The following is a 20,579-nucleotide window of genomic DNA, read 5'->3' as shown; positions in this document are numbered from 1 at the left end:
CACAGGAAGCGTTGTCATGTGCTATGGGGGAGGAAATCGGGAATAATCCTCAAACAGGGGGGAAGGACATGATGAGAATGGCTGTTCTGGCGGTGGCGTTGCTGTTGCTGTGCCCGGGCGCAGGTCTGGCGGACATGAAGGTGCCCATGACCAGGCCCATGGTGCAGAAGCAGGCGCCGGTCAAGCCGGGCATGCAACAGGCGGCCAAGGATCCCATGCTGGCCGCCCAGCGCTGGCTCAAGAGCATCGGCTACGACCTGAGCTTCGAGCAGATGAAGACCCTCAAGCGACTGGTGCTCCAGAAGTACTCCCTGGAGACCACGCCCCTCATCACCAACGCCAACATGAAGCACGTCCGGGTGCTCTCCGGTCTGGAGATCATCCAGATCCCGAGGCAGATCAATGATACGGGCATCAAGTACCTGGAGGGGCTTTCGAATCTCCGGGTAGTCAACATGCCCGTCTGCGGCGTCACGGATGTTGGCTTGGGATACGTCGCCAAGCTGCCGCGCATGGACAATCTGGTGGCCAGCGGATGCAACATTACGGATGTTGGCGTGCAGAAGATCGCGGGGCGTTCTTTTGACGTGCTCAATCTGACGGGCACGCATATCACGGACCAGGCCATCGAATATCTCAAGGGCCACGGCATCAACAAGCTGTTCCTTTCCCAGACGGCCATCACCGATGCCTGTGTGGACACGCTCATCTCCTTTCAGCCGTCCCGGCTCGACATCCAGTTCACCCAGATCACGCCTGCCGGGCACCAGAGGCTCAAGGCGGCCCTGCCCAATGCAAAGATAGTGTATTAGCCAATGAAAAAGGGCCGGACGGAAGTCCGGCCCTTTGGCTTATCAGGTTGGGGACTGCGGTCAGGATTTGCAGTCTTCGCCCAGGGGAGCGAGCTCGGAAAGGGCTTTGAGCATTTCGTAGCGCTCGTTGTATTCCTTTTCGATGTCCGCGCGCAGCATCTTGGAATCCTCGGGCAGCATGCGTTCCAGCATGGCGTACCGGTTTTCGCCGGAGAGGAATTCCTGCAGGGTTCCGTCCGGGGCCTTGGATTCAAGGACGAACGGGTTCTTGCATTCGTCGGCCAGCTGCGGGTTGTAGCGGTAGAGCGGCCAGTAGCCGGAGTCCACGGCCAGCTTGGCTTCCAGCTGGGACTTGCCCATGCCCTTGCGCAGGCCCTGGTTGATGCACGGGGCGTAGGCAATGACCAGGGACGGTCCGGGGTAGGCTTCCGCTTCCAGGAAGGCCTTCAGCATCTGGTTCTTGTTGGCGCCCATGCTCACGGAGGCCACGTAGACGTAGCCGTAGCTCATGGCCATGCGGCCCAGGTCCTTCTTGCCGGTGCGCTTGCCGCCCGCGGCGAACTTGGCCACCGATCCGGTGGGGGTCGCCTTGGAGGACTGGCCGCCGGTGTTGGAATAGACCTCGGTGTCCAGAACCAGGATGTTGATGTCCTTGCCCGAGGCAATGACCTGGTCCAGGCCGCCGTAGCCGATGTCGTAGGCCCAGCCGTCGCCGCCGAAGATCCAGATGGACTTCTTGGTGTACAGGTCCGCGTTTTCGCGGATGCTCACCAGCAGGTCGCTCTTTTCATCGATCTTGGCCAGTTCCTCGCGGATCCTGTCGCCGTGTTCCTTGGATTTCTCGGCGTCGTTCATGCTGTCCAGCCAGCCCTGCATGGCTTCCACCAGTGCCGGGGAAAGGCTTTCGGCCTCCATGGCCTGGCGCATGCGCATGGCGAGGCGCTTGCGGCGGTTGGAAATGGCCATTTCCATGCCGAAGCCGTATTCGGCCGCGTCCTCGAACAGGGAGTTGCCCCAGGCCGGGCCGTGGCCGTTCTTGTTGGTGCAGTAGGGGGCCGACGGTGCGGACGCGCCCCAGATGGAGGAGCAGCCCGTGGCATTGGCCACGATCATGCGTTCGCCGAAGAGCTGGGTGAGCACCTTGACGTACGGGGTTTCGCCGCAGCCCGCGCAGGCCCCGGAGAATTCCATGAGCGACTGCTGGAACTGGCTGCCCTTGACCGTGGTGCGGGACATGACGTCGTCCTTGATGGAAACGGTCTCGCTGAAGTCGAAGTTCGGGACCTCGGCTTCGGTCTGTGTGGTCAGCGGCTTCATGACCAGGGCCTTTTCCTTGGCCGGGCAGATGTCGGCACAGTTGCCGCAGCCCTGGCAGTCCAGGGTGTTGACCTGCATGCGGTACTTGAACTGTTCCAGGCCCTTGCCCTTCACGTCCACGGTCCCGAAGGCTGCGGGGGCGTTCTTGAGCTCGGCCTCGGTGGCCAGGACCGGGCGCAGGGCGCTGTGGGGGCAGACAAAGGAGCACTGGTTGCACTGGATGCAGTTCTCGGCGATCCACTCGGGGACCATGATGGCCACGCCGCGCTTTTCGTACTTGGTGGTGCCCACCGGGAACCGGCCGTCCGGCTCGAATGCGGAAACCGGCAGGGAGTCGCCATTCTGTTCCAGCATGGGGCGCATGACCTTGGAGACGAATTCGGGCTCGTCGCGCTTGGCCGCGGGCTTGTCCTCGGCCTTGGCCCAGCTGGCCGGGTAGTCGACTGCAACCAGGCTTTCAATGGCCTTGTCCACGGCCGCGACGTTCATGTTCACGATCTTGTCGCCCTTCTTGCCGTAGACCTTCTTGATGGAATCCTTGAGCAGGGCCACTGCCTGTTCAAAGGGGATCACGTCGGCCAGCTTGAAGAAGGCGGTCTGCATGACCATGTTGATGCGGTTGCCCAGCCCCACCTCGCCCGCGATTTTCACGGCGTCGATGGTGTAGAACTTGAGCTTGTTTTCAGCGATCTGGCGCTTGAGCCGCGCGGGCAGCATGCTTTCCATGTCCTGCACGGACCAGGGGCTGTTGAGCACGAACGTGCCGCCCGGGCGGATGCCGGACAGCAGGTCGTACTGGTTCACGTAGCTGGGGTTGTGGCAGGCGACGTAGTCCGCGATTTCCACCAGGTAGGTGGATTGGATGGGCTTTTCACCGAAGCGCAGGTGCGAGACCGTGATGCCGCCGGACTTCTTGGAGTCGTAGGCAAAGTAGCCCTGGGCGTAGAGGTCGGTGTTGTCGCCGATGATCTTGATGGCTTCCTTGTTCGCGCCCACGGTGCCGTCCGAGCCCAGGCCCCAGAACTTGCACTGGACCGTGCCCTCGGGGGCGGAGTCCAGGCAGGCGGGGATGGGCAGGGAGGTGCCGGTCACGTCGTCCACGATGCCCACAGTGAAGTGGTGCTTGGGGCTCTTGGCGGCCATGTTGTCGTACACGGACTTGACCATGCACGGGGAGAATTCCTTGGAACCCAGGCCGTAGCGGCCCGCGTACACGGGCAGGTCTATGCCGCGTTCCTTGAAGGCCGTGCAGATGTCCAGGAAGAGCGGGTCGCCCAGGGAACCGGGTTCCTTGGTGCGGTCCAGTACGGTGATGGCCTTGGCGGTCTTGGGCAGTGCGGCCAGCAGATGGTCCACGGAGAAGGGACGGTACAGGCGCACCTTGACGAGGCCGATCTTGAGGCCGTCGTTGGCGTAGTGGTTGAGGACCTCCTCGATGGCCTCGCAGCCGGAGCCCATGGCCACGATGATGTGCTCGGCCTTGGGGTCGCCTACGTAGTCGAAGAGCTTGTACGGCCGGCCGGTGAGCGCGCCCACCTTGTCCATGACCGATTCCACGATGCCGGGCAGGGCGTCGCGGTAGGGGTTGGCCCGCTCGAAGTTCTGGAAGTAGATGTCCGGGTTTTGCGCCGTGCCCCGGATGTGCGGGTGCTCGGGGTTCATGGACTTCTGGCGGAACTCGTGGATCTTTTCGAAGTTGGTCAGGGCCTTCATGTCGTCGTAATCGATGGTTTCGATCTTCTGGACTTCGTGGGAGGTCCGGAAACCGTCGAAGAAATGCAGGAAGGGCACGCTGGATTCAATGGACGCCAGGTGGGACACCAGGGCCAGGTCCATGACTTCCTGGACCGAGCCCGAAGCCAGAAGGGCGAAGCCGGTCTGGCGGCATGCCATCACGTCCTGATGGTCGCCGAAGATGGACAGGGCGTGCGCGGCCACGGCGCGGGCCGAAACATGAAAGACGCCGGGCAGCAGTTCCCCTGCGATTTTGTACATGTTGGGGATCATGAGCAGCAGGCCCTGCGAGGCCGTGAAGGTGGAGGTCAGGGAACCGGCGGCCAGGGAACCGTGCACGGCGCCTGCGGCACCCGCCTCGGACTGAAGCTGCCGGACTTCCATGGTGGTGCCGAAGATGTTCTTCATTCCCTGCACGGCCCACTCGTCTGCGAGCTCGGCCATGGGGGAGGACGGGGTGATCGGATAGATCGCCGCGGTCTCGCTCATGGCGTAGGCAACGTAGGCGGCGGCCTGGTTGCCGTCCATGGTTTTCATTTTCTTTGCCATTTCAAAACTCCGTCAGTTTGCAAAGGTTGGACGTTTTATTTTCTTCGCAATCCCAATAGTTGCGTGAATACACAATGGTCCAAGGACATTAGCTTAGCGCGGCGCGAGATGCCAGCGCGATTTCAAGTTCTTCGTCAGTGGGCACGACCCATACCTGAACGGGGCTTTCGGGCCGGTGAACGGGACAGGCCTCTGTCTTGCGCCCTTGATTGGCTGTTTGATCAATGATGATGCCTAGTTGTTCGAGCCCGGAACAGGCCGCTTCACGCACGAAATCATCGTTTTCGCCGATGCCCGCGGTGAAGACGACGGCATCGGCCCCGCCAAGCACGGCCAAATAAGCTCCGATGTACTTCTTAACACGATAGGCGAACATTTCAAATGCCAACTGCGCTTTTTCATCACCGTGGGCGCGCGCCTCGTGGATGTCGCGCATGTCGTTCATGCCGCAGATCCCCTTGAGGCCGCTCTGCTTGTTGAGCAGTTCGTCTATCTCCTTGATGGACATGCCCTTGTTGTCGGCCAGGAAGGTGAACACGGCCGGGTCCACGTCGCCGCAGCGCGTGCCCATCATCAGCCCTGCCAGCGGGGTCAGGCCCATGCTGGTGTCCACGCATCTGCCGCCGTCCACGGCCGCGATGGAGCTGCCGTTGCCCAGGTGCACGGTGATGAGTTTGGTTTTCTCCAGGGGCTTGCCCAGGAGCTTGGCGGCCGTGCGGGCCACATAGCGGTGGGAGGTGCCGTGGAATCCGTAGCGCCGAACCCGCAGTTCCTCGTAGAGGCGGTAGGGCAGGGCGTATATATAGGCTCTGGGCGGCATGGTCTGGTGAAATTCCGTATCGAAAACGGCCACCTGCGGACATTTGGGGAACAGCTCCAGGGCCACCTCGATGCCGGTGAGGTTGGCCGGGTTGTGCAGCGGGGCCAGGGGAATGTTGGCCCGGATGGCCTCCGTGACGGCCTTGTCGATGACCGCCGGAGCTTTGAAGGTCTCGCCGCCCTGGACCACCCGGTGCCCCACGGCGTCGATTTCGTGCACCCCGGCAACGGCTCCGTGTTCCGGGTGGGTCAGGTGGTCCACGGCCAGGCGCAGAGCCACGTCATGGTCCGGGATGGGGTGGTCCTCCCGAAATTTTCGTTCGCCGTCGCGCAGGTCCTTGTGGGTGATGATTCCCACGTCCTCGCCGATGCGCTCCACCACGCCCGAGGACATGGGCGCCTGTTTTTTCATGTCCAGCAGCATGTATTTGAGCGACGAGCTGCCGCAGTTGATGACCAGGATCTTCATGGTTGCCCCCTTGCTCGGTTAGTCAGGCTGCACCTGGGCCTGGATGGCGGTGATGGCCACGGTGTTGACGATGTCGCGCACCGTGCAGCCGCGCGAGAGGTCGTTGACCGGCTTGTTCAGGCCCTGGAGCACCGGGCCGATGGCCATGGAGCCGGGCACGGAGCGCTGCACCGCCTTGTAGGTGTTGTTGCCGGTGTTCAGGTCCGGGAAGATGAACACCGTGGCCTGGCCCGCCACCGGGCTGTCCGGCAGCTTGGTCTTGGCCACTTCCGGGTCGATGGCCGCGTCGTACTGGAGCGGGCCTTCCAGGGGCAGGCCCGGAGCCAGCTTCTTGGCGATGGCCGTAGCCTCGATGACCTTCTGCACGTCCTCGCCCGCGCCCGAATCCCCGGTGGAGTAGGAGAGCATGGCCACCTTGGGGTCGATGCCGAAGACCTTGGCCGTGTGCGCCGAGTTGATGGCGATTTCGGCCAGCTCCTGCTCGTTGGGGTTGGGGATTACGGCGCAGTCGCCGTAAACCAGCACCCGGTCGTTCTGACACATGAGAAAGACCGAGGAGACCTGGGACGCGCCGGGCTTGGTCTTGATGAATTCGAAGGCCGGGCGGATGGTCTGGGCCGTGGTGGTCACCGAGCCGGAGACCATGCCGTCGGCATGGCCCTTGTAGACCATCATGGTGGCGAAGTAGGTCGGGTCGCTCATGCGGTCGTGGGCCATGTCCCGGGAAAGACACTTGTGCTTGCGCAGTTCGAAATAGGTGTCCACGTAGTCGTCGTAGTGCTCGGACTTGGTGGGGTCGATGATGATGGCGTCGCCCAGGTTCGCGCCGATGTCAGCGGCCAGCTTGCGGATGGCCGTGGGGTCGCCCAGCAGGATGATCTGGGCCACGCCGCGCCGGGTCAGGATGTCGGTGGCCTGCAGGATGCGGTCGCAGGTGCCTTCGGGCAGGACGATGCGTTGGCGTCTGACCTTGGCCTTTTCGATGAGCGTGTATTCGAACATGAGCGGGGTGATGCGCCGGGACTCGGTTTCCACGAGCCGGGTGCGCAGCTCCTCGGTGTTCACGCAGGATTCGAAGATCCCCAGGGCCGAGGCTATCTTCATGGGGTTTTCCGGGTCGATGGTGCCGTGCAGGCCGTTGAGTATCTGGGCGGTCTTGTAGGTGTGCCCGGGCACGGAAAGGACCGGGATGGGCACGCCGGTCCATCCTTCAATGAGCCGGTGCACGCTCACCGAGGGCTGGATGCCGCCCGTGAGAACGATGCCCGAGATGTCCGGGTAGGACGAGGACAGGCGCGAGGCCAGGCTGGCCAGGATGATGTCCGAGCGGTCGCCCGGCGAAACGATCAGGCTGCCTTCGCTCAGGTAGGAAAGATAGTTGCTGATGTGCATGGCCGCCACCAGTATCTCCTCCACCTGGGAGTCGAGCCTGCCGTGGCCGTAGAGCACCTGGGCGTCCAGCCACTTGACCACGTCGTTGATGGTGGGGTTGCCCAAGCTTTTTTCGTCCGGGATGGCATAGACCAGCAGGGGATGCTTGGTGCGGGCCGCCTGCTGGATTTCCTGGGCGACCTCCAGGGGGATGTCCGGGCCGATGCGGTTGACCAGCACGGCCATGACCTCCAGCCCCTTTTCCTCGAAGGTCTCGAGAGTGCTCAGGGCGGATTCGCGGATTTCCTCGGCGTTCTTGCGCAGGCCGTTGACCACGGCCAGCACCGGACAGCCCAGGTTGCTGATGATGGCCGAGTTCATCTCGAACTCCAGGGTCGCCTCGCCGCCCAGATAGTCCGTGCCCTCGCAGAGCACGAAGTCGTACTGGGATTCCAGCTCCTTGAACTTGTTCAGGGTGGTTTCCAGGAGCATGGCCTGCTTGCCCTCGTTGAGCATGCGCTTGGCTTCGCCCAGCTTGTAGGCGTAGGTGGTTTCATAGGGCTGGGAAAGCCGGAAGTGCTTGAGGATCAGGTCGATGTCGTGGTCGTTGGTTTCCTTGTCGCTGATGATGGGGCGGAAAATGGCTACCTTGCGGATGTGGGCCAGCAGTAGCTGCATGACGCCCAGCACAATGGCCGACTTGCCGCTGCGGGATTCGGTTGCGGAAATATACAGACTTTTTGACATGTCATGCTCCTCGATGCAGATGGGATATGGGCCCCGGACGGGCGTTTCGCTTCCGGATCGCGGCGGGAACGGCACAAGGCGCGGCATGTATGTTTGTCCGCCCCCCTTCCCCCGCGAGTATCAGCGAAGAGAGTATAGGGGATAAGCGTGCGTTGCACCAGTTTCGGTTGGAAAAAAATCCTGTGTTTCCGGAAATAATAATGGGTTGAACGCGTCGTTTCGCAGCCACTCTATGTTTTCTGGATGTTCAGGGTAGGTTTTGTGCGAATATACCTGGCCGGGGACAGGGCGGATGCCCAGCTGGGGGATGATTTTTTAGGTCTTGAAAAAAGCGGCGGCCCCAAGGCCGCCGCTTTCAAAGGAGGTCTATTTCAACATGATGGCCCATCCTGGAAGTTCGTTCAGGTCAATGCCCCACAGGATCGGGAGCAGGTAGACGGTGAACGCGGTGATCAGGAGTGCGCCTATGATGTTGAGCCACAGGCCGACCTTGGCCATCTGCTTGATGCTGATGCAGCCGGACCCGAAGATGACCGCGTTGGGCGGCGTGGCCACCGGCAGCATGAAGGCGAAGGATGCGGCCACGCACGCTCCCACGATGGTCGCGAACGGGTGTACGCCCATGGCGATGGCCGCCGAGCCCATGATGGGCACCAGCAGGGTTGCCGTGGCGGTGTTGGAGGTGATCTCGGTCAGGAAGATTGTGATCAGGACCACCGTGCCCACAAAGACCACGATGCTGGTCCCTTCCAGGGCGCTGAGCTGGGCGGCGATGTAGGAGGCCAAGCCGGTCTGGGCAAAGCCGTTTGCGATGGCCAGGCCACCGCCGAAGAGCAGGATGACGTCCCAGGGGATTTTGACCGCCGTCTTCCAGTCCAGGAGGAATTCGCCCTTCTTGAAGTCGGAGGGGATGCAGAAAAGGAGCAGCGCCCCCAGGATGCCGATGGTGGCGTCATGAATCATGACGAAGTGGGGAATGGCGTCCTGGACCCAGGCCCAGTCGCGCATGAAGCCCCGGAAGAGCCAGAAGGCGGCCACAAAGGAACCCGCCAGCACGATGCGGACCTCTTCCTTCTTCATGGGGCCGAGCCGCTTGAGCTCTTCCTCGATGATGGCTTTGCCACCCGCCAGTTCCATGTCTCCGGTGGGAAACAGGACCCTGGTCATGAGGAACCAGGACACGGCGATCATGATGGCGGACAGGGGGACGCCGTAAAGCATCCACTGACCGAAACCGATCTGCACGCCGTACATTTTTTCGACCATGCCGACCATGATCGTGTTGGGGGGAGTGCCGATGATGGTGGCCACGCCGCCCATGGAGGCGGCATAGGCGATGCCCAGCATCAGCCCCTTGCCGAAGTTGTATTCGGGTCCGGTGGAAGGACAGGCCTTCAGGGTGCCGGAGTCGAATCCCGTGGCCTGCTGGATGACGGCCAGCCCGATGGGCACCATCATCATGGTGGTGGCCGTGTTGGACACCCACATGGACAGGAATGCCGTGGCGATCATGAATCCCAGGATCATCCTTCTCGGGCTGGTGCCCACGGCGCGGATGGTGTGGATGGCCACTCGGCGGTGCAGGTTCCATCTTTCCATGGTCACGGCGATGAAAAAGCCGCCCATGAATAGGTAGATCAGGTGGTTTGCATAGGGTGTGGTCGCTGCATTGGATTTCATGATTCCCAACATGGGGAAGAGGGCGATGGGCAGAAGCGAGGTGGCCGGGATGGGGATCGCCTCGGTGATCCACCAGATGGCCATCAGGGCGGTGATGGCGGCCACCTTCCATGCTTCGGGCTTCATTCCCTCGGGGACAGGGAGTATAAGCATTATGATAAAAACAACAGGGCCTATAAAAAATCCGACTTTTCTGCCGTTACCGGCATTAGCATTGGCGTTCATGTGCTTCCCTCTCTTGAGCTTGCGCGGTTTTTTGGCCGCATCGACGCCTGGCATTCCTCTGCCGTCAGACGGACCTTTTCAAGTGGCGGTGGGTGGGGCCGTCCGTGAGTCGGGCCCCACCCCTTGAAAACGGTCTAGAATTCCAGGCCGTAGGATTTGGCGAAATTGCCCACCCGTTCCCGGGAGGCGGCGATGCGTTCGCGGAGTTCTTTGCGGTATGCGTCGAGGTCGAGTTTTTTGCGGGCGACGCCGGTGTCCATGGCGGCCTTGGCCACGGCGGCGGACTCCCATTCAATGAGCCGCAGGTCGAGCGGCTTGGGAATGATGTAGTCCTTGCCGAACTCGAGCTTGTCCACGCCGAAGGCCTCGCACACGTAAGCCGGGGCTGGCTCCTTGGCCAGGGCGGCTATGGCCCGGGCTGCGGCGATCTTCATTTCCTCGTTGATGGCGGTTGCCCCCGCGTCCAGGGCGCCCCGGAAGATGAACGGGAAGCCGAGCACGTTGTTGACCTGGTTGGGGAAGTCCGAGCGGCCCGTGCCCATGATGCAGTCCGGGCGCGCTTCCTTGGCCGCGGTATAGGTGATTTCCGGGTCCGGGTTGGCGCAGGCGAAGATGATGGGGGAGTCGGCCATGGATTTGACCATGGCCGGGCTGACCTTGTCCTTGACCGAGAGGCCCAGAAACATGTCCGCGCCCTTCATGGCGTCGGCCAGGTCCTTGTATTCCTTTTCCGTGGCGAATTCCTGCTTCTGCACGTTGAGGTCCGAGCGGCTCTTGTTCAGGTGGCCGCGCGAATCGAACATGGCGATGTTCTCGTGTCTGATGCCCAGGGAAACGTAGAATTTGGTGCAGGCGATGGCGCCCGCGCCCGCGCCCGAAACCACCAGGCGCATGTCCTCGATCTTCTTGCCGGTGATCTCGGCGGCGTTGATCAGGCCCGCGCCCGAGATGATGGCCGTGCCGTGCTGGTCGTCATGGAAGACCGGGATGTTCATCTCGGCCTTGAGGCGTTCTTCGATGTAGAAGCATTCCGGGGCCTTGATGTCTTCGAGATTGATGCCGCCGAAGGTGGGCTCCAGGGCCTTGACGATCTCGATGATCTTGTCCGGGTCGGTTTCGGCCAGGTTGATGTCGAAGACGTCCACGTCGGCAAAGACCTTGAAGAGCACGCCCTTGCCCTCCATGACCGGCTTGCCCGCTTCCGGGCCGATGTTGCCCAGGCCGAGCACCGCCGTGCCGTTGGAGACCACGGCCACCAGGTTGCCGCGTCCCGTGTACTTGTAGGACAGGGCCGGGTCCGCATGGATGGCCATGCAGGATTCGGCCACGCCCGGGCTGTAGGCCATGGAAAGGTGCTTCTGGGTGGAGCAGGGCTTCACGGGAACCACCTCGATCTTTCCGGGGCGTCCCTTGGAATGATAGTCCAAAGCTTCCTGTTTGGTGAACAGAGCCATTGTTTCCTCCGTTTGGATGAATCGTTTTGAGCGTTATTCGATCCCGGCCGCCTTGCGATCCGGTTGCACGTACAGTTCGCCGCCGTGGCAGTCGTTGATGACCAGCAGGGGGAAGTCCTCCACGGTGAGCTCGCGGATGGCCTCGGGCCCCAGGTCGTCGAAGGCGATGACCTCAGCCTTGGTGATGCACTTGGAGAGCAGCGCGCCCGCGCCGCCCGTGGCCCCGAAATACACGGCCGTGTAATCCTTGAGGGCCTGCTTCACCTCGTCGTTGCGCTTGCCCTTGCCCACGCTGGCCTTGAGCCCCAGGCTGTGCAGGCGCGGGGCGTAGGTGTCCATGCGGTAGCTGGTGGTGGGGCCCGCCGCACCGATGGGGCGACCCGGAGGGGCCGGGCTGGGGCCCACGTAGTAGACCACCGCGCCCTTCAGCTCGAAGGGCAGCTTCTCGCCCTTGTCCAGCAGGTCCACCAGCCGCTTGTGGGCGGCGTCGCGGGCCGTGTAGATGTGCCCGCTGAGCTTGACCACGTCCCCGGCCTTGAGCTGGGAAAGGTCCTCGTCCGTGAGCGGTGTGTTCAGTTTGTATTCAGCCATTAGAGCTCGACCTCCTCATGCCGCTGGGAGTGGCATTGCACGTTGACGGCCAGGGGCAGGCTGGCCAGGTGGCAGGGTTCCACGGCGATCTTGACGCCCAGGACCGTGGTCTTGCCGCCCAGGCCCATGGGGCCGATGCCCAGCTTGTTGATCGCTTCCTCCAGCTCCTTTTCCATGGCCGCGATCTGCGGGTCCGGGTGCGTGTCGTCCAGGCGGCGCAGCAGCGTCTTCTTGGCGATGCGCGCGGCATGGTCGAAGGTGCCGCCGACCCCGATGCCCACGATGGTGGGCGGGCAGGGGTTGGGCCCGGCCTCGGCGATCCGGTTGATGACGTATTTCTTGATGCCTTCCCAGCCCTGGGCCGGGGCGAGCATGGTCACGCGGCTCATGTTTTCCGAGCCGCCGCCCTTGGCCATGTAGGATATCTTGAGCCTGTCGCCGGCCACGATGTCGAAATGGATGATGGCCGGGGTGTTGTCCCCGGTGTTGGCGCGGGTGAGCGGGTCGCAGGCGGACTTGCGCAGGAAGCCCTCGCCGTAGCCCTTGCGCACGCCCTCGTTAATGGCCTCCCTGAGGGTGGCTCCCTCGACGCGTACGTCCTCGCCCACCTCCACGAAGAAGACGGCCAGGCCCGTGTCCTGACACAGGGGCAGCTTGGTTTCCGCCGCCAGGTCCGCGTTTTCCAGGAGCTGGCGCAGCACCTCGCGCGCCGACGGGGATTCCTCCTCGGCCATGGCCTGTTCGAACTTGGTTCGGACGTCGTCGGGCAGCTCGGTGTTGGCCTTGATGCACATGCCGGCCACGGCGTCGATGATCTCTTTTGCTTGGATGGTTCGCATGTCTATCTCCTGAAGAGTTGCTTGATGGCGGTGATGCCCATCTTGCGGCGCAGGAACCCGAGCTGGTTCTGCAGGGGCAGGTTCTTGGGACAGACGTCCTCGCAGGCCAGCAGGCCCATGCAGCCGAATACGCCCGCATCGTTGCCCACCAGCTCGAAGAACTGGGCGTCGCTGCGTTCGTCGCGCGGGTCGACGTGGAAGCGGGCGATGCGGTTCAGGGCCACTGCGCCCAGGAAGTCGTCGCGCAGGCGCGCCGTGCCGCAGGCCGCCACGCAGCAGCCGCATTCGATGCAGCGTTCCAGCTCGTAGATTTCCTCGGCCGTCTTGTTGTCCATGCGTTCTTCGGGTTTCGCGGGGTCGAAGGCCTTGGACGTGTGGATCCAGGATTCGGTCTTTTCGTACATCTCGCGGAACCAGACGCCCGTGTCCACGGACAGGTCGCCGATGAGCTTGTAGACCGGCAGGGGGTGCAGGGTGATGGTGCCGGACTGGTCCTTGGTCTTGGTCTGGCAGGCCAGGCCCGGGCGGCCGTTGATGACCATGGCGCACGCCCCGCAGATGCCCGCGCGGCAGCAGAAGTCGAAGATCAGACTCGGGTCCTGCTCCTCGCGGATCCTGTTCAGGGCGATGAACAGGGTCATGTTCGGGGTTTCCTCAAGCGTGTATGTCTGCATCCGGGGCTCCACCTCAGGGGTCTGGGGGTTGTACCGGAATATCTCGAATTGCAGTTCTCTACCCATGATTGCTTCCTCTATGGCAAGGGTTCTATTGCTTTTTGACGGTCCGTTCCGCGACCATCTCTTCATCCGCCGGGATGATGCTGCCGCCGCCGTATCCCCGGTCGCCCGGGGGGATCTCGAAGATCTGCGAGGAATCCTCGTACTTGAGGTCGGGCTTGGAGGCGTTGTCGTCGGGCCAGTAGGCCAGGGTGCGGGTCAGCCAGTCGCGGTCGTTGCGTTCCGGGAAGTCCTCGCGGTTGTGGGACCCGCGCGATTCCGTGCGGGTCAGGGCCGCGGTGGCGATGCACAGGGCCAGCTTGACCTGCCCCCGGATCTTCAGGGCGGCGGCCAGCTCGTGGTTTGCGCCCGCGCCGTCGGAATGCAGGCCGACCCTGGCCGAGCGTTCCAGCGCCTTTTCCAGGGTCTGGACCGTTTCTTCCAGGTCCGGCCCGTTGCGGAACACGAAGCAGCCCTTCATGAGCGCTTCCTGCATGTCGTTGCGCACGTCGTAGACGTTTTCGTTGCCGTTCTTGCCGGAGATGAGGTCCTTGATGCGCTGTTCCTGCGCCTTGCACTGCTGGGTGATGACTTCGGTCTTGAACCGGGTCTCATATCCCATGAGGAATTCCACGATCTTCGCGCCGATGATGCCCCCGGCAACCACGGTTTCGGCCAGGGAGTTGCCGCCCAGGCGGTTGAAGCCGTGCATGTCCCAGCATGCCGCCTCGCCCGCGCTGAAGAGCCCCTTGAGCCCGTAGGCTGCGCCGTCCTTGTTGGTGCGGATGCCGGCCATGGTGTAGTGCTGGGTGGGGCGTACCGGGATGAGCTCGGTGCGCGGGTCCACGCCCAGGAAGTGGTGGCAGATCTCATCCACTTCGCGCAGCTTGGTGGAGATGTGGTGGTCGCCCAGGTGGCGGATGTCCAGCCAGAGGTGCTCGCCGTAGGAGCTCTTCACGCCCTTGCCTTCGCGCATGTGGTGGGTCATCCAGCGGGAGACCACGTCGCGCGAGGCCAGCTCGGCCTTGTCCGGCTCGTAGATGTGCATGAAGCGTTCTTCGTTGACGTCCAGCAGGGTGCCGCCGTCGCCTCGGCAGCCTTCGGTGACCAGGATGTCCGTGGGCACGATGCCCGTGGGGTGGAACTGGATGGCCTCGGGGTTGCCCAGGGGCACCAGGCCGGTGTCCAGGGCCGCGATGTGGCCGCCGCCGTCGCAGATGACCGCGTTGGTGGTGGCCTTGTAGATGCGGCCGAAACCGCCGGTACAGATGGCCGTGGCCTTGGCCAGGTAGGTCTCCAGCTTGCCGGTGCGCAGGCAGCGGACCACCGCGCCCATGCAGGTCTCGCCGTCGTGGAGCAGGGCGATGGCCTCCTTGCGGTCCACCACGTTGATGCCCAGCTCGGCGCAGCGGTTGTCCATGGTGCACATGACCGCGTGGCCGGTGCCGTCCGAGGTGTAGCAGGTGCGCCACTTGGCCGTGCCGCCGAAGGCGCGGGCCGTGATCAGGCCTTCCTTTTCCGGCTTTTCGTATTTCTCGAATTTCTGGCCGCCCTTGAAGTAGAAGGACTGGCCGGGCACCACGCGGTTCCAGGGTACGCCCCAGTGGGCCAGGCGGCGCATTTCAATGGGGGCGGCGTCCGCGAAGAGGCGGGCGACTTCCTGGTCGCAGCCCCAGTCCGAGCCCTTGACCGTGTCGCCGAAGTGCACGTCCGAGTTGTCGCCTTCGCCCATGGCGCAGTTGCCGAGCGCGGCCTGCATGCCGCCCTGGGCCGCCGAGGAATGGGACCGGCGGGCCGGGACAATGGAAAGACAGATGACGTTGAAGCCGTTTTCCGCGGCCTCGACGGCCACGCGTTCACCGGCCAGGCCCGCGCCAATCACCAGGAGATCGGAATAGAATGTCTGCATGTTCGTACCTCCCTAGCCCAGGGCCATGAAACGGATGAGGGTGATGACGCCGATGACCATGAAGGTCAGGAACAGGATGTTTTCCAGCTTCTTGAGCTTGGAGCGTCCGTCGGCCTGGATGAAGCCCCACTTCACGGCGATGCGGTAGAATCCGATGCTCACGTGCAGTTCCGCGCAGGGGAGCAGGATCAGGTAGAAATAGAACCAGAGTCCGCTCTGGATGCGTGCGGCGGACTTGGCGGCCGTGATGGGCAGGTCCGTGAGCACCACCCACATGTGGATGGCGCCGAGAAGGAGAATGATCATGGCCGTGACCGCCTGGACCACCCACAGCCAGGTGTCCCGGTGCTTCATCATGCGCGCGTGCTGCAGGATGGTGGCCTGGCCTTCGGCGCGGAAGGGGATCTTGCGCGCGCCCAGGGCGAAGTGCACCAGGAAGGTCAGGAAGATCAGCGGGCCGCCCACCTGGGCCATGTAGGTGGCCTCGAAGAAATAAGCGATGGCGTCCATGACCTTCGGCGAAAGAACCACCGACGACACCAGCAGCATGTGACACCACATGAACAGGATGAGTCCCGCTCCTGTGAGCATCTGCAGCCAGTCGAGAACGGCGTCGCGCTTGGACGGGCGCGGGACATGCAGGGTTGCATCCACGGACATATCTACTCTCCTTTTTTGCGGCCAGGCCGCAGTTGATCCACGAGTTCGGGACGGCTTCCCGGCCATGCGCACGCCGCAGGCGCGCGGTCCCGACAGGACATCCAAAATATGACGCGGCGCGGGCCGCATGCTTCCAGGCCCGCCTGGGCCTTCAGGAACCTGATTGGTCGTCTGTTTCCGTGTCTTGGGGCAAAAGGTCGTGAGATTGTGCGGGGAGTGAAGGGCGTTTCGCTTGCGCCGCGGTCTTTGGGGGGCCGGACGTCGTTCCGGGAAAATGTACAGGCGCATCGCCTTGACCCGGGTGCGAACCCGGACCATAAGGGGCCTGCCTCGGCCGAATACCTGTTTCCGATGTCTCTCCCCGTCGCAGGACATGGTCTTGTGCGGATCGGATTCATGGTTTCGCCTTTCCGGATGAACCGGCGCTTGCGGATCGTGAAGCCTTATTTCACTGCGTTAATTTTTTTACTGTCTTCATAGACAGTTATCGCAGGAATGAAAAGCGTTCTGTACTTTTATCATTGATTAATTGAACGGTCAATCAATAGACTGAAAAAAGAGTGGTTCCTCAAGCGGGCAAGACGTCGACACGGCGGGCTCATGAAGGGGCTGTTTTTACGTATCAACGATGGATATATTAGGGGTTGCTGAAATTAATTAAGCATACTACTAAATTATGAGGCATGCTGCCGTGCCGCCGAATTCACGGCCACGGCGGGTTCCCGATGCATGTGCCTTCATCTGATTGCGCCGCAGGCATGCGGCATGTTCTTTAAGCGGGTTGGGATATGACCAAGAAAGGAAGTATTCTTGTTGCGGCTCAGGAGCTTTTCGCCAGATACGGATACGCGGGTACGACCATGAAGATGATATCCGAGCGGGCGGGAGTGGCTTCGGGCCTGGTTTCCCATTACTACGTCAACAAGGAGAACCTGTTCATGGTCGCCGGGCAGGAGATGATCGACTCCATGCTCCGCGCCCTGCGCACCCGGACCGTCGCGGCCCGGGACGGCCGGGAGGCCGTGGGCCTGTTCGTCAAGGCGTATCTCGATTTCACCCTGGAGAACAGGGACACCTTTCCCACGGTGATCCGCTGCTCTCCGTTCAGCGACGACAACCCGGAACTGGATCGTGAAAAGATCGGCGAAACCTTCAGGCTCCTCCTGCGGGAGATCGAGCTGCACCTGCAGCGCGGCATCGAGGACGGCTCCATTGCGGAGCTCCCCGTGGAAGAGACCGCCTTCATGATTTACGGCTGCATCATCGGTGCGGTGCGCACCGTGTTCCTTACTCCGTATGATGTCCCCGGCCTTTACGACCAGGCCGGCGAATTCGTCATGCGCAGCCTGGAAAAACATTAATATCAAGTATTGGGAGGTCGTCCTGTGGGGATAGACTTTGCCCGTGGCAGAAGTACGATCCCGGCCGTGATGCTGGCCGGTTTCCTGGGTACTGTCGGCCTCGGCGTGCTTTCCTTTGCGCTGCCCCTGTTTGGGTTTGACGCCAAGGTGGGCGGCACCTGGATCGGCACGGCGTTTTCCGGCTATTTTCTGGCCCGTCTGATCCTGGCCCCCCTGGCCGGCATGTGGGCGGACCGCTTCGGCCCCCGGCCCGTGCTGCTCTGGGCTTCCGTTGCAGGGGCGCTGCTGCCCCTGGGGCATTTCCTTGTTTCGGATCTCTACTGGTTCCACGTGCTCCAGTTCGGCCTCGGGCTGGCCGGAGGATTCATCAAGCCCGTGAGCATGGCCATCCTGGGGGCCGCTACGCCCACGAACCGGCTCGGCGTGGTGTTCGGGCGCTATTCGGCCCTCATGAATGCTGCCTTTTTCCTGGGGCCGCTGCTCGGCGGCGTGCTGTACTACGAGCGTTCCTTCACGCCGGTGATCTTGTTTCTGGCCGCCTCCATGCTGGCCGGGCTGGTCGTTTTTTTGTGGTTCGTGCCTCGGGAGCTGGTGACCCGGCGGACGCCGGAGGCCCATGAAACCCGGGAGCGGGAACGCCCGGAGACCGGGTTCGCGGAGCTGCTTCTGGCCATCCTGGGCCGCACCGCTGGCGTGGCCGTGCTCCTGGCCTTTTTCCCGGTGCTCCTGGCCCAGGAACTGTCCAGGGACAGCCTGGTCATCGGCCTGGTCTGCACGGTTCCCAGCTTCGTGGCCTGTGTCGGCCTGGCCCTCATTCCCGGCCGCATACGCCTGCCGAACCAGACCCTGACAGCCGCCCTGGGCATCTTGGTCAGTTCCTTGGCCCTCTATCTCCTTGGCGAGTTCGACGGGCTGTGGGGATTGGTGCTGGCCGGGGCGGGCATCGGTTTCGGGCGCATCATCTCCATTCCCTCCACCATGAGCCTGGCGGCCCTTTCCGGGCACGGACAGGGCAAGGTCTTCGGGCTGGCCAACGGCGCGGCAAGCCTCGGGTTCGTGATCGGGCCGCTTGCAGGCGGGCTCATCCTGCGGGAATCCATGGAAGTGGCTCCGGTGTTCCGGGTCTTCGGCGTGCTGGGCGTGGCCCTGTGTCTGCCCATGCTCATCAGCGCCCTGCGGCGCAGCGAGATTTTCGACCGCAGGCTGGTGAGCGGGGTGGGCGTGGTCCTGATGGTGGCTTTGCTGGCCCTGGTGCCCATGCAGATGGAGTCGCCCGCGCCCGTGAGCGGCGACGGCACCTACCTGTACGGCGGTTCGGCCATGGGCACGGTGTTGCGCATGACCCTGGTTGCGCCGGACAAGGACGTGGCGGACAAGGCCGCAGCCGAGGCCCGCAGGCGCATCGCCACCCTGCAGCACGAGTATGATTTTCGCTACCGCGAGGGTTCGGTGGGGCGCATCAACCTACGCGCCGGGGGCAGGGGAGCGCGTGTTTCCCAAAACACCTACCAGCTCATCGAGCGCGCCCTGGATTTTGGCAGGAAGACCGACGGCATTTTCGACATCACCATTGGCGCGGTAACGGTTTCGCCGTTGTATTTCGCCCGCAGCGAGGAGGTGGCCCAGGCCAAGCGGGATCTCATCGACTACCGGCTGGTACGCCTCGATCCCGAAGAACGGCGGGTGACCCTTCCCAAGCCGGGCATGGCCATCGACCTGGGCGGCATCGCCAAGGGGGCCATCATCGACGCGGCCGTGGAATCGCTGCGCAAGAGCGGTATACAGGCCGGCATTGTGGAGGCCGGGGGCGATTTCTACTGTTTCGGAGACTGCGACTGGACCGTTGGCATCCGGCATCCGCGCGAGGACCGCATCCTGGGCACCATCCAGGTGCGGGAGAAGGGCGTGTGCGGTTCGGGCGACTACTACCAATATATTATACATGAGGAAAACGGCAGGGAGGTGCGCAGGCACCACATCCTGGACGTGGGCACCCTGCGCTCGGCCTCGGACAGTATCGGGGTGACCGTCGTGGCCGAAAACGCCGAACGCGCCGATGCGCTGGCCACCTCGCTGTTCATTGCCGGGCCCGAACAGGGACGGGCGATTTTGAAAAAATCTTTTCCGTCCGCCTCGGCCATGTGGGTTTTGCCGGACATGGATGTCGAATATACGGATAATTTTCCGTCAATATCTCGCGAAAAGTAGAAAATCCTGGTTGAAATGACTCGTTTGTGTCATTTTATGCCCAATATCCCCATTGTGGGCCTTTTCTTTGCCTGTTTCGCAAAATGATAAGGGGATTTGCGGCTGCCGCCGTCGTTTCAGAAGGACGTTTTCGTGATGAAAACCTTGCTTGGCGGGTGTTTTCGTGGCCGGGGAAGACGCGGTGGCGGTTTTGGCGGAGGAGTGTGTTACATAATTGGAAACAAATGGAAGAGGAGGTTCCGAAATCGTTCGTTACCTTGACTTTTTTGCAACTTACAAGCATAAGTGACGGGCTAATGTGGAGACCTCCCGGCCATGAAGACCGCGCCGAGTTGCCGCGCGGTTTTTGCGTCAGGGCATCATACAATATTTTGGAGTGAATGTATTATGGCAATGATCGAAGTTAACAAACTTCACAAGTGGTATGGCGACTTTCATGTCCTGCAGGGCATCTCGGAAACCGTGGAAAAAGGGGAAGTGCTGGTCATCTGCGGCCCCTCCGGATCCGGGAAGAGCACCTTCATCCGGTGTATCAACCGGCTGGAGGAATACCAGAAGGGCACGATTCTCTTTGACGGCAAGGATATCCAGGACAAGAGCGTGAACATCAACGATCTCCGCGCCGAGATCGGCATCGTGTTCCAGCAGTTCAACCTGTATCCCCACCTGACCGTGCTCAAGAACGTGACCCTGGCTCCCATCAAGGTCAAGGGCATGGGCAAGGATGAAGCCGAAAAGGTCGCCCTGAGCCTGCTGGAGCGCGTGGGCATCCACGACCAGGCCCATAAGTATCCCGCAGAACTTTCGGGCGGCCAGCAGCAGCGCGTGGCCATTGCCCGCTCCCTGGCCATGAAGCCCAAGGTCATGCTCTTTGACGAGCCCACCTCGGCCCTGGACCCGGAAATGATCAACGAGGTTCTCAACGTCATGAAGGACCTGGCCCGCGAAGGCATGACCATGCTCTGCGTGACCCATGAAATGGGTTTTGCCCGCGAAGTGGCCGACCGCGTCATCTTCATGGATGGCGGCGCAGTGGTGGAACAGGCTCCGCCGGATGAATTCTTCAAGAACCCCAAGCATGAGCGCACGAAGGCTTTCCTCAAGGAAATCCTGTAATA

At 62.4% G+C, this 20,579-nt stretch carries 14 protein-coding genes; 4 read left to right on the top strand and 10 right to left on the bottom strand.

All coding sequences use genetic code 11. The features are described from left to right. The first annotated feature begins 68 nt into the window (after window positions 1–68). A complete protein-coding gene (locus FGL65_RS13775) occupies window positions 69–812 on the top strand; it encodes a leucine-rich repeat domain-containing protein (RefSeq protein WP_187170393.1) in 744 nt (247 codons plus the stop codon). Window positions 813–872: 60 nt separating this feature from the next. Here the strand turns inward: FGL65_RS13775 and nifJ are convergent, their stop codons facing one another. The 10 genes from nifJ to FGL65_RS13725 all read right to left on the bottom strand — a co-directional run bounded on the left by nifJ (window position 873) and on the right by FGL65_RS13725 (window position 15,892). Beyond that, a complete protein-coding gene (gene nifJ / locus FGL65_RS13770) occupies window positions 873–4,412 on the bottom strand; it encodes a pyruvate:ferredoxin (flavodoxin) oxidoreductase (protein ID WP_147821857.1) in 3,540 nt (1,179 codons plus the stop codon). Window positions 4,413–4,500: 88 nt separating this feature from the next. Beyond that, window positions 4,501–5,700 (bottom strand): acetate/propionate family kinase, encoded by a 1,200-nt coding sequence (locus FGL65_RS13765; RefSeq protein ID WP_147821854.1) that lies wholly within the window; start codon window positions 5,698–5,700, stop codon window positions 4,501–4,503. 18 nt (window positions 5,701–5,718) lie between these two features. Continuing rightward, on the bottom strand, window positions 5,719–7,818 hold the full coding sequence (pta, locus tag FGL65_RS13760; RefSeq protein ID WP_147821852.1) for a phosphate acetyltransferase: 2,100 nt from the start codon (window positions 7,816–7,818) through the stop codon (window positions 5,719–5,721). A gap of 366 nt (window positions 7,819–8,184) precedes the next feature. After that, window positions 8,185–9,723: an SLC13 family permease gene (locus FGL65_RS13755; protein ID WP_147821850.1), complete on the bottom strand. Its 1,539-nt coding sequence runs from the start codon at window positions 9,721–9,723 to the stop codon at window positions 8,185–8,187. A gap of 134 nt (window positions 9,724–9,857) precedes the next feature. Next, complete coding sequence (locus tag FGL65_RS13750; protein WP_147821848.1) at window positions 9,858–11,177, bottom strand: malic enzyme-like NAD(P)-binding protein; 1,320 nt, start codon at window positions 11,175–11,177, stop codon at window positions 9,858–9,860. 33 nt (window positions 11,178–11,210) lie between these two features. Continuing rightward, window positions 11,211–11,768 carry a Fe-S-containing hydro-lyase gene (locus FGL65_RS13745; protein ID WP_147821846.1) on the bottom strand — a complete coding sequence of 186 codons (558 nt, stop codon included), beginning with the start codon at window positions 11,766–11,768 and terminating at the stop codon, window positions 11,211–11,213. Further along, entirely contained in the window at window positions 11,768–12,607 is an 840-nt protein-coding gene (locus FGL65_RS13740) for a fumarate hydratase (protein ID WP_147821844.1), read from the bottom strand. The genes FGL65_RS13745 and FGL65_RS13740 overlap by 1 nt, the downstream gene beginning before the upstream one ends. 2 nt (window positions 12,608–12,609) lie before the next feature. Further along, the gene (locus FGL65_RS13735; protein WP_147821842.1) at window positions 12,610–13,347 is read right to left on the bottom strand and encodes a fumarate reductase iron-sulfur subunit; all 738 of its coding nucleotides are present in this window, start codon (window positions 13,345–13,347) and stop codon (window positions 12,610–12,612) included. Between the two features lie 25 nt (window positions 13,348–13,372). Next, the gene (locus tag FGL65_RS13730; RefSeq protein WP_147821840.1) at window positions 13,373–15,232 is read right to left on the bottom strand and encodes a fumarate reductase flavoprotein subunit; all 1,860 of its coding nucleotides are present in this window, start codon (window positions 15,230–15,232) and stop codon (window positions 13,373–13,375) included. 12 nt (window positions 15,233–15,244) lie between these two features. Next, window positions 15,245–15,892: a succinate dehydrogenase/fumarate reductase transmembrane subunit gene (locus tag FGL65_RS13725; protein WP_147821838.1), complete on the bottom strand. Its 648-nt coding sequence runs from the start codon at window positions 15,890–15,892 to the stop codon at window positions 15,245–15,247. 788 nt (window positions 15,893–16,680) lie between these two features. Here FGL65_RS13725 and FGL65_RS13720 point away from each other — a divergent pair. The 3 genes from FGL65_RS13720 (at window position 16,681) to FGL65_RS13710 (ending at window position 20,577) form a co-directional block, all read left to right on the top strand. Then, the gene (locus FGL65_RS13720; RefSeq protein WP_147821836.1) at window positions 16,681–17,253 is read left to right on the top strand and encodes a TetR/AcrR family transcriptional regulator; all 573 of its coding nucleotides are present in this window, start codon (window positions 16,681–16,683) and stop codon (window positions 17,251–17,253) included. A 24-nt stretch (window positions 17,254–17,277) separates the two neighbouring features. Further along, the gene (locus tag FGL65_RS13715; RefSeq protein WP_147821834.1) at window positions 17,278–19,461 is read left to right on the top strand and encodes an MFS transporter; all 2,184 of its coding nucleotides are present in this window, start codon (window positions 17,278–17,280) and stop codon (window positions 19,459–19,461) included. 387 nt (window positions 19,462–19,848) lie between these two features. Continuing rightward, on the top strand, window positions 19,849–20,577 hold the full coding sequence (locus FGL65_RS13710) for an amino acid ABC transporter ATP-binding protein (RefSeq protein WP_147821832.1): 729 nt from the start codon (window positions 19,849–19,851) through the stop codon (window positions 20,575–20,577). The last annotated feature ends 2 nt before the right edge of the window (window positions 20,578–20,579 follow it).

It is taken from the genome of Salidesulfovibrio onnuriiensis, assembly GCF_008001235.1.
GTDB lineage: Bacteria > Desulfobacterota > Desulfovibrionia > Desulfovibrionales > Desulfovibrionaceae > Pseudodesulfovibrio > Pseudodesulfovibrio onnuriiensis.
This window is presented reverse-complemented; position numbering and strand designations above follow the sequence as displayed.

What these genes read in the sequence shown, in the direction of transcription:
- FGL65_RS13775 (WP_187170393.1), top strand. Translation starts at nt 69, where the DNA reads ATGATGAGAATGGCTGTTCTGGCGGTGGCGTTGCTGTTGCTGTGCCCG.
- nifJ (WP_147821857.1), bottom strand. Translation starts at nt 4,412, where the DNA reads ATGGCAAAGAAAATGAAAACCATGGACGGCAACCAGGCCGCCGCCTAC.
- FGL65_RS13765 (WP_147821854.1), bottom strand. Translation starts at nt 5,700, where the DNA reads ATGAAGATCCTGGTCATCAACTGCGGCAGCTCGTCGCTCAAATACATG.
- pta (WP_147821852.1), bottom strand. Translation starts at nt 7,818, where the DNA reads ATGTCAAAAAGTCTGTATATTTCCGCAACCGAATCCCGCAGCGGCAAG.
- FGL65_RS13755 (WP_147821850.1), bottom strand. Translation starts at nt 9,723, where the DNA reads ATGAACGCCAATGCTAATGCCGGTAACGGCAGAAAAGTCGGATTTTTT.
- FGL65_RS13750 (WP_147821848.1), bottom strand. Translation starts at nt 11,177, where the DNA reads ATGGCTCTGTTCACCAAACAGGAAGCTTTGGACTATCATTCCAAGGGA.
- FGL65_RS13745 (WP_147821846.1), bottom strand. Translation starts at nt 11,768, where the DNA reads ATGGCTGAATACAAACTGAACACACCGCTCACGGACGAGGACCTTTCC.
- FGL65_RS13740 (WP_147821844.1), bottom strand. Translation starts at nt 12,607, where the DNA reads ATGCGAACCATCCAAGCAAAAGAGATCATCGACGCCGTGGCCGGCATG.
- FGL65_RS13735 (WP_147821842.1), bottom strand. Translation starts at nt 13,347, where the DNA reads ATGGGTAGAGAACTGCAATTCGAGATATTCCGGTACAACCCCCAGACC.
- FGL65_RS13730 (WP_147821840.1), bottom strand. Translation starts at nt 15,232, where the DNA reads ATGCAGACATTCTATTCCGATCTCCTGGTGATTGGCGCGGGCCTGGCC.
- FGL65_RS13725 (WP_147821838.1), bottom strand. Translation starts at nt 15,892, where the DNA reads ATGTCCGTGGATGCAACCCTGCATGTCCCGCGCCCGTCCAAGCGCGAC.
- FGL65_RS13720 (WP_147821836.1), top strand. Translation starts at nt 16,681, where the DNA reads ATGACCAAGAAAGGAAGTATTCTTGTTGCGGCTCAGGAGCTTTTCGCC.
- FGL65_RS13710 (WP_147821832.1), top strand. Translation starts at nt 19,849, where the DNA reads ATGGCAATGATCGAAGTTAACAAACTTCACAAGTGGTATGGCGACTTT.